The 12,834-nt window shown below is 65.0% G+C and carries 11 protein-coding genes and 1 pseudogene; 11 read left to right on the forward strand and 1 reads right to left on the reverse strand.

Annotated features, from left to right (window positions below; genetic code table 11):
- Window positions 1-73 precede the first annotated feature (73 nt).
- Entirely contained in the window at window positions 74-727 is a 654-nt protein-coding gene (locus D3H54_RS30300; protein ID WP_210419785.1) for a response regulator, read from the forward strand.
- On the opposite strand, the gene D3H54_RS30305 is transcribed toward D3H54_RS30300, so the two are convergent.
- On the reverse strand, window positions 699-1,841 hold the full coding sequence (locus D3H54_RS30305) for a GAF domain-containing sensor histidine kinase (RefSeq protein ID WP_286199377.1): 1,143 nt from the start codon (window positions 1,839-1,841) through the stop codon (window positions 699-701). The genes D3H54_RS30300 and D3H54_RS30305 overlap by 29 nt on opposite strands.
- 432 nt (window positions 1,842-2,273) lie before the next feature.
- Here D3H54_RS30305 and D3H54_RS32055 point away from each other — a divergent pair, with 432 nt between their 5' ends.
- The 10 genes and pseudogenes from D3H54_RS32055 to D3H54_RS30355 all read left to right on the forward strand — a co-directional run bounded on the left by D3H54_RS32055 (window position 2,274) and on the right by D3H54_RS30355 (window position 12,810).
- Window positions 2,274-2,570, forward strand: a complete 297-nt coding sequence (locus tag D3H54_RS32055; RefSeq protein ID WP_286199378.1) for a hypothetical protein — start codon at window positions 2,274-2,276, stop codon at window positions 2,568-2,570.
- 77 nt (window positions 2,571-2,647) lie between these two features.
- A pseudogene (locus D3H54_RS30315) lies at window positions 2,648-3,363 on the forward strand (MlaE family ABC transporter permease).
- 1 nt (window position 3,364) lies between these two features.
- Entirely contained in the window at window positions 3,365-4,234 is an 870-nt protein-coding gene (locus tag D3H54_RS30320) for an MlaE family ABC transporter permease (RefSeq protein WP_149383892.1), read from the forward strand.
- 4 nt (window positions 4,235-4,238) lie between these two features.
- Entirely contained in the window at window positions 4,239-5,456 is a 1,218-nt protein-coding gene (locus tag D3H54_RS30325; protein ID WP_149383893.1) for an MCE family protein, read from the forward strand.
- Window positions 5,453-6,493 (forward strand): virulence factor Mce family protein, encoded by a 1,041-nt coding sequence (locus D3H54_RS30330; protein WP_149383894.1) that lies wholly within the window; start codon window positions 5,453-5,455, stop codon window positions 6,491-6,493. The genes D3H54_RS30325 and D3H54_RS30330 overlap by 4 nt, the downstream gene beginning before the upstream one ends.
- Window positions 6,490-7,932: an MCE family protein gene (locus D3H54_RS30335; RefSeq protein WP_149383895.1), complete on the forward strand. Its 1,443-nt coding sequence runs from the start codon at window positions 6,490-6,492 to the stop codon at window positions 7,930-7,932. The genes D3H54_RS30330 and D3H54_RS30335 overlap by 4 nt, the downstream gene beginning before the upstream one ends.
- Window positions 7,929-9,548 carry a virulence factor Mce family protein gene (locus D3H54_RS30340; protein ID WP_149383896.1) on the forward strand — a complete coding sequence of 540 codons (1,620 nt, stop codon included), beginning with the start codon at window positions 7,929-7,931 and terminating at the stop codon, window positions 9,546-9,548. The genes D3H54_RS30335 and D3H54_RS30340 overlap by 4 nt, the downstream gene beginning before the upstream one ends.
- Window positions 9,549-9,589: 41 nt before the next feature.
- Window positions 9,590-10,747: an MCE family protein gene (locus D3H54_RS30345; protein ID WP_210419787.1), complete on the forward strand. Its 1,158-nt coding sequence runs from the start codon at window positions 9,590-9,592 to the stop codon at window positions 10,745-10,747.
- Window positions 10,748-10,750: 3 nt separating this feature from the next.
- On the forward strand, window positions 10,751-12,292 hold the full coding sequence (locus D3H54_RS30350) for an MCE family protein (protein WP_149383897.1): 1,542 nt from the start codon (window positions 10,751-10,753) through the stop codon (window positions 12,290-12,292).
- Window positions 12,262-12,810, forward strand: a complete 549-nt coding sequence (locus D3H54_RS30355) for an Rv1363c family protein (RefSeq protein WP_286199379.1) — start codon at window positions 12,262-12,264, stop codon at window positions 12,808-12,810. Before D3H54_RS30350 ends, D3H54_RS30355 begins: the two co-directional genes overlap by 31 nt.
- The last annotated feature ends 24 nt before the right edge of the window (window positions 12,811-12,834 follow it).

Raw genomic sequence — 12,834 nt, forward strand, 5'->3', positions numbered from 1 at the left:
TTTGAGGTGGAGGTGATAACAAAGAGGTGGAGCTTTTCCCGATCCCCGCGCCTTTCTGGCGTACCGTTGCGTTATGCGATCTGACGGCTTTACGCACACCTACAGCAAAGTTGGCGGAGCGGCGATACGCCCGCCGGTTGCCCTGGTGTTGTTGGTCGACGATCATCCGATAGTGCATCTAGGTGTCGAGCGGGTAGTCGAAGACTTTGCTGATATCGAGATGTGCCCTGGGGCCCATAGCGGCAAAGCCGGCGCGGCCCTGGCGGCACAGCTGCGGCCGGACCTCGTATTGCTGGATTTGCATCTGCCTGATTTGTCGCTCCCGGAGGCGGCGACCGCGATCCGCAGCGCGCGGCCTGCGGTGAAGCTGATCCTATTCACAGGTGACAACAACCCCACGGTCGGACAGGTCGCCAATCTCGTCGGCGTGGACGGCATTGTCCACAAGGACAATGACTGCGGCGTTCTGATCACCGCCATCCGAGAGGTCATGGCCGGACGGCGGTATTGCGATCCGGCGATCGGCGGCGCCTCCTTGATGCTGCCGCGTCGCGAGTACCAGGTGCTGAAGCGGTTGGCTATGGGTGAGAGCAACTCGCAGATCGCATCGCACCTCGGCTTGGCGGACAACACGATCAAGTCCTATATCCAATCGCTGCTGGTCAATCTCAACGCCCGCAACCGGTTGGACGCCGTGATCAAGGCGCAGCAGGCTGGAATACTCTAGTCGCGGGCACCCAGGCCCGGACGGTGTGACCGCGGCCGTCTGCCTCGTCGAACTTCAACCACCCGCCGGCCCGTGCAACTCGCTCGCCCGTGGTGCGCAGGCCAAGACCGGAGCTGCCTTCGGGATTGGCCTGTCTGTCTTGGCCGTCGTCGGCGACGGACAGCCCGATGCCGTCATCAGCTGGGTACAGACTGACGACGACCGACTGCGCGATGGAGTGTTTCTCAACATTGAGAAGGGCTTCACGTGTGGCCAGTCGCAGCGCTTCGGCCCTCCCGAGTTGCACGTGCGGCAGGTCACCGAGCACGACGAGGGTCGCCTCGACGCCGGTCCGCTCGGAAAACTCCCGGCAATCGCCGCGCAAAGCAACGGCGAGTGCCTTCTTGTCTGGCGGGGTGTGAAGCGCCACCGATTCAGTGCGCAGCTCCGAACTCGCGCGCTCCGACAGCCTTATCGCGTCTTGCAGCAGATCGAAAACCGCTCGCTCCGGCTGTTTTGCGAGGGCGGACTCCAGCGCCGCGCGCACACTGAACAGTGTCGCACCTATCGAGTCGTGCAGCGCGGCCGCCAGGCGTTGCCGGTCGTCGTAAACGGCCACCTCCGCCATTTCGCGAGCACTCTCCGCAACTTCCATGGCAATTGCCGTTTGCCGTGCCAGAGCGAGAAGTTCGGAGCGTTCGCTATCGCGCCATGGCTCACGGGAGCGCCGGCCGGCGTACAGACATCCGTACAGCCGGTACGCCCGAATAATCGGCGCGGCCATCACTGAGTAAAGCCCTTCGGCGCGGACCGCCTCGTCAAAGTCGTGGCTGATGGACGTACTCGCGCAGTAGTCGGTGACGGCGACGGTGCGTCGACGTACGGCGGCTTCACCACCCAGCCCTTGGTGGGGACCGACCACCAGACCGTTGAGCTGTTCGGTGCGCGCACCGAGCGTGGTGCGGACGACCATGGTGACGAGCATGGTGTCGTCTTCACCCACCCGCTCCGCACCGGCGGCCACGTCGGCCCCGAGCTCGCGGTGCACGATCTCGCACGCGTGCCTGAGCGCCGCGGTACTGTCCAGGTGCGACAACACCGCGGCGAAGTCGGGGCTAATTCCGGAGAACGTCACGTCGAGTCTCATTCTCCCCGGTTGGACTTCGGGAAATTACTTTATCGCAGTGGCATTACCGGGGAAGCCTCGCTGCGCCCTTTAAGGCATTGCTACAGGAAATGTTCACGGGCTTGGCCTCGGTGTAAATATTGATTGCAGCTCGCCCGGGCTCACGTCCTCTCCGAGTGCTCGTGGCTGCCCACTAGCCAGTGTCATGGCACCCCCTTGGAGCGGCGACCACGCGGCGATTGATTCGGCTTTGCTCGACTTACAGCCTCGCAGCGCAAACTTCGCAACGGTACCTCCGAACGGAGGTACCGCTGACATTCGGGCTTATGCGACGCTGACCGCTACGTGATTCGCCTCGTAGGCCGGTGATCGCGCAGACGTGGACGTCAGCGGTGTGTCGGGCCAGCTGCTGTGTCTGCCTACAAATGGAAGGACCACCGAATGATGGCTTCGCCGATGGACGTGTTCCGCTATCGCGGCTCACAGTCGCGTCGCCCGCTCGGTGGATCTGCATCCTTGTCCATGATGGCCGCGGGGGCGCGCCTTAAGCGGCCGCGCGACTGGCGCGAGCTGATTGTGCAGAGCTGGTTTCTTTTGCGCTTCACAATATTGCCGACCGCCGTGGCGGCGATTTCGCTTACGGTGCTGATCTTCACGCCGACTGTGCGGTACAACTGGTCGACGCAAAGAGGCATTGTAGAGCGGCGAAGCGGATACGCCACGAGGCCCCAGCTGTGATCGCCTCGCCTCGGCTGGCGGGCAGCTTGGGTGTTCAGTTGAGTCGCCCACTCGGCCATGTGGGTGCGTTTGCGCGGATGTGTTCGTTGACGGGTAGGGCGTTGTTTCGCCCACCGTTGGAGTGGCGGGAATTGATTCTGCAGTCGTGGTTTTTGCTGCGGGTGACGATTCTGCCGACGATCATGGCGGCGATTCCTTTGACGGTGCTGTTGACGTTCACCTTGAATGTTCTGCTGGCCGAGTTCGGCGCAGCAGATATTTCGGGTGCCGGCGCTGCGTTGGGTGCTGTCACTCAGTTAGGTCCTTTGACAACGGTTCTGGTGGTGGCGGGGGCCGGTTCGACCGCGATTTGTGCGGATTTGGGGGCGCGCACCATCCGGGAGGAAATCGACGCGCTGGAAGTGATGGGCATCGACCCCATTCGGCGGTTGGTTCTACCCCGGGTGCTTGCCGCGACGATCGTTGCCACGCTGCTCAACAGCCTAGTGGTGATCGTCGGGTTGGTTGGGGGTTTTGCGTTCAGCGTGTACTTGCAGGACGTCTCCGCCGGCGCGTATCTGTCTACTTTGACGCTGATCACCGGCCTGCCTGAGGTGGTGATCGCGACGGTGAAAGCCGTGTCGTTCGGTCTGATCGCCGGGTTGGTCGGCTGCTACCGGGTCTGACCGTGTCGGGCGGAGCCAAGGGTGTCGGTACCGCTGTCAATGAAACCGTTGTGCTGTGTGTCATCGCCTTGTACGCGGTCAACGTTGTGCTGACGACCATCGGTGTGCGGTTCGGGACGGGGCACTGACATGTCCACCAGCACTGTCGTGCGTGCGCGTTTCCCTAGGGCGGCAACGAACGTCGGCCGCTTGGCCGGCGGTCCGGCCCGCGCGTTGGACACTTTCGGGCAGATGGTGTGGTTCACGCTGGCCAGCGTCGGCCAGATCCCGACCACGCTTCGCAACTACCGCGCCGAGACAGTCCGGCTGATCGCACAGATCGGGATGGGCACCGGAGCGCTCGCGGTGGTGGGTGGCACCGTGGCGATCGTCGGCTTCATCACGCTGTCGGGGAGTTCACTGGTCGCCATCCAAGGCTTCTCATCGCTGGGCAACATCGGGGTCGAGGTATTCACCGGATTCTTTGCCGCTTTGGTCAATGTCCGCATCGCCGCCCCCGTCGTCACCGGCATCGCGCTCGCCGCGACCGTCGGGGCCGGTGCCACAGCCGAACTGGGCGCCATGCGCATTAGCGAGGAAATCGATGCCCTGGAGGTAATGGGGGTCAAGTCCGTCGCGTTTCTGGCGTCGACGAGGATCATCGCCGCAATCGTGGTGATCCTACCGCTGTACGGCCTGGCGATGGTCATGGCGTTTGCGTCTCCACAGCTAGTGACCACAGTGCTCTACGGGCAGTCGAGTGGCACTTATAACCACTACTTCCGAACGTTCCTGCGCCCCGACGATGTGTTCTGGTCGTTCGTGGTCGCTGCGGTGATTGCGGTGATCGTGATGATCACTCACTGCTACTACGGCTATACCGCCGCAGGCGGCCCCGTCGGTGTCGGTGAAGCCGTCGGCCGGTCGATGCGTTTCTCGCTGGTCGCCGTGGTGGTGGTGGCGATGCTGTCCTCGTTGGCGCTTTATGGCGTCGACCCCAACTTCAACCTGACGGTGTAGCCCCATGACGATGCCGGTGCTCGGGAACGCACGACACACGCCGCCTTACAAGACGGTGGCCGGGGTCGCGGTGGTGGTGTTGGTCCTGCTCGGGGTCGTGGTTTTCGTGCAGTTTCGCGGAGGGTTCACCTCCAAGGTGCCGTTGACGCTGGTCTCCGATCGCGCGGGACTGCTGATCGGGCCCGGGTCCAAGGTCACCTTCAACGGCGTGGAGGTCGGAAAGGTGGCCAGCATCAGCGAGATTGCCCGTGACGGCAAGCCGGCGGCACAGTTCACCTTGGATGTCTCGCCACGGTACGTCGATCTGATTCCGGTCAACGTCGACGCCGCGATTAGGGCGACGACGGTGTTCGGCGGCAAATACGTGGCGCTGGCATCGCCGAAGGATCCGGGGGCGCCGATCACCACTGCTGACGTGATCGACGCGCGGTCGGTGTCCACGGAGATCAACACGGTTTTTCAGACGTTGACGTCCATCGCCGAGACCATCGACCCGGTGAAGCTGAATCTGACGTTGAGCGGGGCCGCTGAGGCCCTGTCGGGTTTGGGTGAGAAGTTCGGCGAATCCTTGGTCAATGGAAACAAGGTTCTCGACAATCTCAACCCGCAGATGGACCAGTTGCACCACGACGTCACACAGCTGGCAACAATTGCAGATACGGTCGCCGACGCCTCGCCCGACCTGTGGAGCTTCCTGGATAACGTCACCACCACCGCGCGCACACTCAATGAGCAGCAACACGACCTCGATGCGACGCTGTTGGCCGCGATCGGATTCGGCAACACCGGAGCCGACGTGCTCGAGCATGCCGGCCCCCATTTGGCTCAGACGCTGGATCAGCTGGCGCCGACGTCCGCGCTTCTGGACACCTACAGCCCTGAACTCTTCTGCACGATCCGCAACGTCGCCGAGGTGCGCCCTGCGGTCGCGGCGGCAGAGGGCACCGGCAACGGCTACTCGCTGCGGGCCCACACGCAACTGGTTGGCGGCACGAATCCGTATGTCTTCCCGGACAACCTGCCCAGAGTCAACGCCAGAGGCGGACCCGGTGGCGCGCCGGGCTGCTGGCAGGAAATCACCCGGGACTTGTGGCCGGCGCCCGCCCTGGTGCTCGACACGGGTGCCAGCGTCGCCCCCTACAACCACTTCGAGATCGGAACGCCCTGGGCCAACGAATATGTCTGGGGCCGCCAAGTGGGGGAGTACACGGTCAACCCATGAAACTCGCTGCAACTGCTGTCAAACTCGCCGCCCTCTCGCTGGTGTTGCTGAGCTTCACCGCGATCACCGTGGTGGTGTTCGGTCAGATCCGCTTCGACAGGACATCTGGCTATTCCGCGGAGTTCTCCTCGGCCAGCGGGATACGGCAAGGACAGTTCGTCCGGGCCTCCGGCGTCGAGGTGGGCAAGGTCAAGAAGGTCCAACTCGTCGGTGGTGGTCACCGCATCCGGGTGGACTTCGACGTGGACTCCTCGCTGCCGCTGTATCAATCGACCATCGCGCACATCCGCTACGCCAACCTGATCGGCGAACGCTACCTTGAGCTCAAGCGCGGCGACGGTGACGGCAGCGACCGGCTGTTGCCTGCCGGGGGTACGATTCCGCTGACGCAGACCCAGCCAGCGCTGGACCTGGATGCGTTGATCGGGGGTTTTCGACCGGTGTTTCGGGGTTTAGACCCCGAAAAGATCAACACCATCGCCTCGGCGATCATCACGGTGTTCCAGGGCCAAGGCGGCACGATCAACGACATCCTCGACCAAACCTCGCGCCTGACTTCGGAATTGGCCGACCGCGACGAGGCGATCGGTGCGGTGGTGAAAAATCTCAGCACCGTGCTGGACAGCATTATCGACAAGGCCGGCGACGTCGATGCCACCATCACCAACCTCGAGACGCTGATCACCGGTCTCAACGAACGAGCCGATCCGCTCGCTGACAGCGTCGCGAGCCTGAGCAAGGCAACCGGGGCACTGTCGGGGCTGCTCAGCGACAATCGACCGCTGCTGCAGAGCACCATCAGCTCTGCGCAGGGTGTGCTGCAGCCGTTGGTCGACCAGTCCGGCGAGCTCGACGACCTGCTGCACAAGCTGCCGACCGCGCTGACACTGCTGGGCCGCAGCGCGGGCACCTACGGCGACTTCATCAACCTTTACCTCTGTGACATCACGTTGACGCTCAACGGTCTTCAGCCCGGCGGTCCCGTGCGCACGGTTCGGTTGACGCAGCAGCCGACGGGAAGGTGCACACCACAATGAGGGCACTGGAACCGTCGACCCGCGTCCGTACCGGCATCATGGCCGTCATCCTGACCGTGCTCGTCATTGGGGTGGGACAGAGCTTCACCAGCGTGCCGATACTCAACGCAGAGCCCCGCTACTACGGCGAGTTCACCGACTCCGGTGCGCTGCGCGTCGGCGACAAGGTGCGCATCCTGGGCATGGACGTCGGCACCGTGCAGGAAGTCAATATCGCAACCCCGCGCGTCGTGGTTCGATTCACGCTGGGCGGCAACACTATTGGCACGCAGAGCAGATTGGCGATCCGCACCGACACCATTTTAGGCCGCAAGGTACTGGAGATCGATCCGCGCGGCGAGCAGCCGTTGCGCCCAGGCGCAACACTGCCGGTCGGTCAAACCACCACGCCCTACCAGATCTATGACGCCTTCTTCGACGCCACCAAGGCTGCGGCCGGCTGGGATCTCGACACCGTCCGGCAATCGCTGCAGGTGCTCAAGGACACGGTCGATCAGACGGCGCCGCATCTGAGTTCGACCTTGGACGGGGTGGAGCGGTTTGCCGACACCGTCGGCAAGCGCGATGAGCAGGTCCAGTATCTGCTTGGTGAGGTCAGCAAGGTCGCCGGGGTACTCGGTATCCACGGTGATCAGATCAACCGGCTGCTGGTCAACGCCCAGGGTCTGTTGACCGCGATCAACCAGCGGGGCCGGGCCGTCGACGCGTTGTTGAGCAACATCACGGCGGTCTCGACCCAAGTTCAGGGGCTGATCAACGACAACCCGAACTTGAATACCGTGCTCACACAGGTCAACGCGGTGAGCGAGGTGCTGGTGAAGCGCAAGGACGATCTGCTGACCACCGTCACTGAACTGGGCAAGTTCGTGGCGTCGTTGTCCGAGATTGTGTCCTCGGGCCCCTACGTCAAGGCAGCCATCTTCAACCTGGCCCCCTATCAGGTTCTGCAGCCGTTCGTGGACGCGGCGTTCAAAGAGCGCGGCATCGACCCGGAGAACTTCTGGCGCGGTGCTGGGCTGCCGGCCTTCCAGTGGCCCGACCCCAACGGCGCCCGGTTCCCCAACGGTGCACCGCCGCCGGCGCCGCCGGTGCTGGAGGGCACCCCCGAACATCCAGGCCCGGCCGTGCCGAAAGGATCGCCGTGTTCCTACACCCCCCCAGCGGACGGCCTTCCTCGTCCAGATAATCCGCTGCCCTGCATGCACCTCGATGTCGGCCCGTTCGGCGGGCCCGCCTACCCGACGCCGATCGATATCCAAACCTCGCCCCCGAACCCGAACGGTCTCCCGCCCACGGCAGGAGTACCGGCAGCCGCGGCTCCCGGTGCGCCGCCGCCGAACGCTCCCGGCACGCCTGTGCCGCTGCCGCAGGCGCCACCGGGCGCCAGAACGGTACCGGTGCCGCCAGCGCCGTCCGACACCCCCGGAGGTAGTCAGTGAGCACCGTCTTCGACATATCTCGACGTCGGCTGGGCAGGTTGTCGCGCAAGACGGCCATCGTCGCGGTGCTCGCGGTGGTGCTCGCACCGGCCGTCGGCTACGGGGGGTGGCGGCTGTATCGCACGATGACGACCAACACCATCGTGGCCTACTTCGAGCAGGCCAACGCCCTGTATCCCGGTGACGACGTCGCGATCATGGGCGTGCCGGTGGGATCGGTGGACACCGTCGAACCGGCTGGCGACAAGATGAAGGTGACGTTTCACTACCAGAACAAGTACAAAGTGCCCGCCGACGCCTCTGCGGTCATCCTCAATCCGACCCTGGTCGCGTCACGCAACATCCAGCTCGAACCCGCCTACGACGGTGGCCCGGTGCTCACGAACAACACGGTGATCCCGATCGAACGTACTCAAGTACCCGTGGAATGGGACGACCTGCGCGACAGCATCGGCAAAACGGTCGAGGCCCTGGGCCCGACACCCGAACAACCCAAAGGGCCCTTCGGCGACACCATCGAAGCGCTGGCCGACGGGCTGGCGGGCAAGGGCGAAGCAATCAACACATCGCTGAACAGCCTGTCGACGGCGCTGACCGCGCTCAACGACAGTCGCGGCGAGACATTCGCGGTGCTGCGGGGTCTGGCCGCATTCTTGAACGCCCTGCACATCAACGAACAGCAGCTGATATCGCTGAACGACAACCTGGCACAGCTCACCAACAGCCTGACCCCGACCGATCACGACGTCGCCGACGCGGTGGTCCAACTCAACGCACTGCTACCGGTGCTGCGCACGTTCCTCGATGACAACGCTGCGGTGCTGACCACCGACCTCAACAACCTCTCCGAGGCCACCACCCCACTCGTGCAGCCCGACCAACAACAGGCCCTGGAGACCTTCCTGCACGTGTTCCCGACGTTTGCGGCCAACGCCAACAACGCCTACCACCCCAGCCACGGCGCACTGACGATCATCCCGGCGGTCACCAACTTCGCGAACCCGCTGCAACTGGTATGCAGCGCGATCCAGGCGGGAAGCCGGCTCGGCTATCAGGATTCCGCCGAATTGTGCGCGCAGTACCTGACCCCGGTCCTCGACGCCATCAAGTTCAACTATCTGCCGTTTGGGCTGATGCCGTTCTCCACCGCCGAGACGCTGCCCAAGCAGGTCGCCTACTCCGAACCACGGCTGCAGCCGCCACCAGGATTCAAGGACACCACCGTGCCCGGCATCTTCTCACCGGACACACTCTTCTCCCACGGCAACTACGAACCCGGATGGGTAACCGCGCCGGGAATGCAGGGCACCCAGGTCCGGCCACGCACCGCCGGGCTGTTGACGCCGCAATCGCTGACCGAGCTGATGGGCGGCCCCGACGCCGCGCCCCCGTCGGGCGGTCACAACTTGGCCGGCCCGCCGAATGCCTATACCGAGAACACCCCGCTGCCCCCGCCGTGGTATCCACAGCCGGGCCCGCCCCCAGGGCCGGGACCAGACGTGATCCCCGGCCCGGTCGCCCCCACACCCGCGCCATCAGCGACCTCTCCCTACGCTGAGGCGCCGGCCGCTGGCCCGCCGCTGCCCGCTGAGGCACCGGCAGGGGCGGGCCAGTGAGCGCGGGAGGCGTGCGCCGCGCCCAGACCCAGCGGCGCGGGTTGATGGTGGCGCGTCGGCTCCGGCGTGCGAGCTGGCGGGCGCTGGTGCTGGTCGCCGCGGCGGTGACGGTGAGTTCCTGCGGGGGGTGGCGCGGCATCGCCAACGTGCCAATCCCCGGGGGGCCCGGCGACCGGCCGGGTTCTTCCACCGTGTACGTGCAGATGCCCGACACGCTGGGACTCACCGTCAACAGCAAGGTCCTGGTCGCCGACGTTTACGTCGGCCGGGTCCGTGAAATCGCGTTGAAGAACTGGATCGCCACCCTGACGGTCGACCTGAACAAGGGCGTAGCACTGCCGCGCAACGCCACCGCCAAGATCGGCCAAACCAGCCTGTTGGGCACCCAGCATCTGGAACTGGCGCCGCCGCAGCAGGATCCGTCGCCGCAGCCGCTGGCCAACGGCGACACCATCGAGCTGAAGAACTCGTCGGCGTTTCCTACCACCGAACAGACGCTGGCCAGCATCGCCCTGCTGCTGCGCGGCGGGGGAGTAGCGAACCTGGAGGCGATCACCAACGAGGTCTACAACGTCGTCGACGGGCGCGCCGAGCAGATCCGCGCGCTGCTGGACAAGCTGGACACCTTCACCGCCAAGCTGGAACAGCAGATCGGCGACATCACCCACGCCATCGACTCGGCCGACCGGCTGCTGGCCATCGCCGCCGAGCGCAACAACACCCTCAAGGAGGCGCTCACCGAGCTGCCGCCGCTGGTCGAGTATCTGAGCGACTCGCACGGCCGCGTCATCGAAGCAGTCGAGTCGCTGGGCCGGTTCAGTGAGGCGACGTTGCGGACGGTCGACGCGTCGTCGCCGGGCCTGCACCGAAATCTGGTGTCCCTGCAGCGACCACTGGCACAACTTGTCCGGGCCGCGCCCTACGTCGTGCCGGCGTTGAAGCTGGCGCTGACCGCACCCTTCGACATCGACGCCGTGCCCAAGACGTTCCGGGGCGACTACATCAACACCTCACTGAACGTCGATCTCACCCTCAGCGCCATCGACAACGGAATCCTCACCGGAACCGGCGTCTCGGGATCTCTGCGCGCGCTCGAGCAGGCCTGGGGCCGCGACCCGGCCACCATGATCCCCGACGTCCGGTTCACCCCGAACCCGAACAACGCCCCGGGCGGCCCGCTGGTGGAAAGAGGTCAGTGAGCGATGAGGACCCGATTCGTCCGCAACCAGCTGATCGCCTTCGCCGTGTTGACCGTGGTCACGATGGTGGTGCTGGGCGGGTACTACCTACAGCTGCCGTCCGCGGTCGGCATCGGGCAATACACCCTGACAGCGGAACTACCGGCATCCGGCGGTCTCTACCGCACGGCCAACGTCACCTACCGCGGCGCCACGATCGGCAAGGTGACCGCCGTGGAGCCGACGAAGACCGGCGTGCGGGCGACGTTGAGCATCGACGACCGCTACAAGATCCCCGTCGACGCCAGCGCCAACGTGCATTCGGTCTCCGCGGTAGGCGAGCAGTACCTGGATCTGGTATCCGACAACGACTCGGGCAAGTACCTCTCCCCGGGACAGACCATCACCACGGGCACGGTGCCCGAAGATATCGGTATGGCACTGGACGCCGTCGAGCGCGGACTCGCGGCGCTGCCCAAGGAAAAGATCGCCTCATTGCTGGATGAGACGTCACAGGCGGTGGGCGGGCTTGGCCCGGCATTGCACCGTCTTGTCGATTCCACCCAGTCGCTGGCCGGCGAATTCGAGGCCAACACCGCCGACATCAACGACGTCATCGCCAAATCGGTGCCGCTACTGAACAGCCAGGCCGCCTCCGGCGAGGAGATCAAACAGTGGATCCACAACCTCAACGTCGTAGCCACCCAAACGGCTCAACAGGATCCGCAACTGAGGAGCGTGCTATCCAACGCGGCCCCCACGCTGGACGCCGCCAACGACATGGTGGGCGGCGTGCGGGAGTCACTGCCTCAGACGCTGGCCAACCTCGAGGTCGTGACCGGGCTGCTGCTGCGCTACCGCACCGGTGTCGAACAGGTGCTGGTGTTGCTGCCACAGGTCGGCTCGGTCGCTCAAACAACGACACTGGCGTTTCCCGGTGAGGCCCGCATCGACCTCGGGCTGGCGATCAACCAGCCGCCGCCGTGTCTGACCGGTTTCGTTCCCGCCTCACAGTGGCGATCGCCGGCCGACACCAGCGCGGCACCGCTACCGGCCGGAACGTACTGCAAGATTCCGCAAGACACCACCGCCAACGCGGTGCGCGGCGCCCGCAACATTCCGTGCGTCGATGTTCCCGGCAGACGGGCCGCCTCACCACAGGAATGTCGCAGCGGCGAGCCCTACGTACCGCTAGGCACCAACCCGTGGTACGGCGACCCCAACCAGATCATCAACTGCCCGGCGCCGGCCGCACGCTGCGACCAGCCGGTCAAACCCGGCCAGGTGATCCCCGCTCCATCGATCAACACAGGCCTGAATCCGCTGCCCGCCGACCAGCTGCCCGGACCACTGTCTCCGGTCAGCGACCCGCTCTCACCGCCAGGTGCCGGCACGGTCGAATGCAACGGCCAACAACCCAACCCGTGCGTCTACACCCCGGCCGGACTGCCCTTGCAAACTCAATCCGGTGAGGTCACCGGACCCGACGGCGTGCGCTACTCGTTGGACAACACGATCGAACCAGGAGACGACGGATGGAAGCAGATGCTGGCGCCGACGGGCTGAACGCCGCTGGTGAGACCGCGTCGCGACTGGGTCGGCGAGGGTTGATCGCCATCACGGCGGCCCTCACGCTGCTGGCCGGCGGCGCCGCAGCCGGCGGGTACCTGGCGCTTCAAGCCCACCGGCAAAGTCAAGCGATGACCCAGGCGCACGCCGCTGCAGTAGCGGCCGCCAAGGACTGTGTCACCGCAACCCAGCCTCGCGACGCGGCTGCGGTACCCAGCAGCCAACAGAAGCTCACCGAGTGCTCGACTGGCAATTTCGGTGCGCAGGCCGCCTGGTTGGGTGCCGTCCTGATCCAGGCCTACCAAGCCGTGGACGTCCAGGTTGCGCTGCCGGAAATGCACGCCGCGGTGGAACGCACCAACGACGACGGTTCGATCGTCACGTTGGTCGCCTTCCGCGCCAAGGTCTCCCAACCCGGTGCCGCGGACAGGGAGAATAGCTACCGGGTGCGGGTGACGATGGTCCCCGAGAACGGCCAGTTCAAAATCGCCGAACTCGACCAGGTGGCCAGGTGACAATCACCGACACCGACACCGACA

This window comes from Mycobacterium sp. ELW1, from assembly GCF_008329905.1.
In the GTDB taxonomy this organism is placed as follows: domain Bacteria; phylum Actinomycetota; class Actinomycetes; order Mycobacteriales; family Mycobacteriaceae; genus Mycobacterium.

Excerpts from the sequence above, each read along its gene's own strand:
- D3H54_RS30300 (WP_210419785.1), top strand. The coding sequence starts at position 74 with ATGCGATCTGACGGCTTTACGCACACCTACAGCAAAGTTGGCGGAGCG.
- D3H54_RS32055 (WP_286199378.1), top strand. The coding sequence starts at position 2,274 with ATGATGGCTTCGCCGATGGACGTGTTCCGCTATCGCGGCTCACAGTCG.
- D3H54_RS30320 (WP_149383892.1), top strand. The coding sequence starts at position 3,365 with ATGTCCACCAGCACTGTCGTGCGTGCGCGTTTCCCTAGGGCGGCAACG.
- D3H54_RS30325 (WP_149383893.1), top strand. The coding sequence starts at position 4,239 with ATGACGATGCCGGTGCTCGGGAACGCACGACACACGCCGCCTTACAAG.
- D3H54_RS30330 (WP_149383894.1), top strand. The coding sequence starts at position 5,453 with ATGAAACTCGCTGCAACTGCTGTCAAACTCGCCGCCCTCTCGCTGGTG.
- D3H54_RS30335 (WP_149383895.1), top strand. The coding sequence starts at position 6,490 with ATGAGGGCACTGGAACCGTCGACCCGCGTCCGTACCGGCATCATGGCC.
- D3H54_RS30350 (WP_149383897.1), top strand. The coding sequence starts at position 10,751 with ATGAGGACCCGATTCGTCCGCAACCAGCTGATCGCCTTCGCCGTGTTG.
- D3H54_RS30355 (WP_286199379.1), top strand. The coding sequence starts at position 12,262 with ATGGAAGCAGATGCTGGCGCCGACGGGCTGAACGCCGCTGGTGAGACC.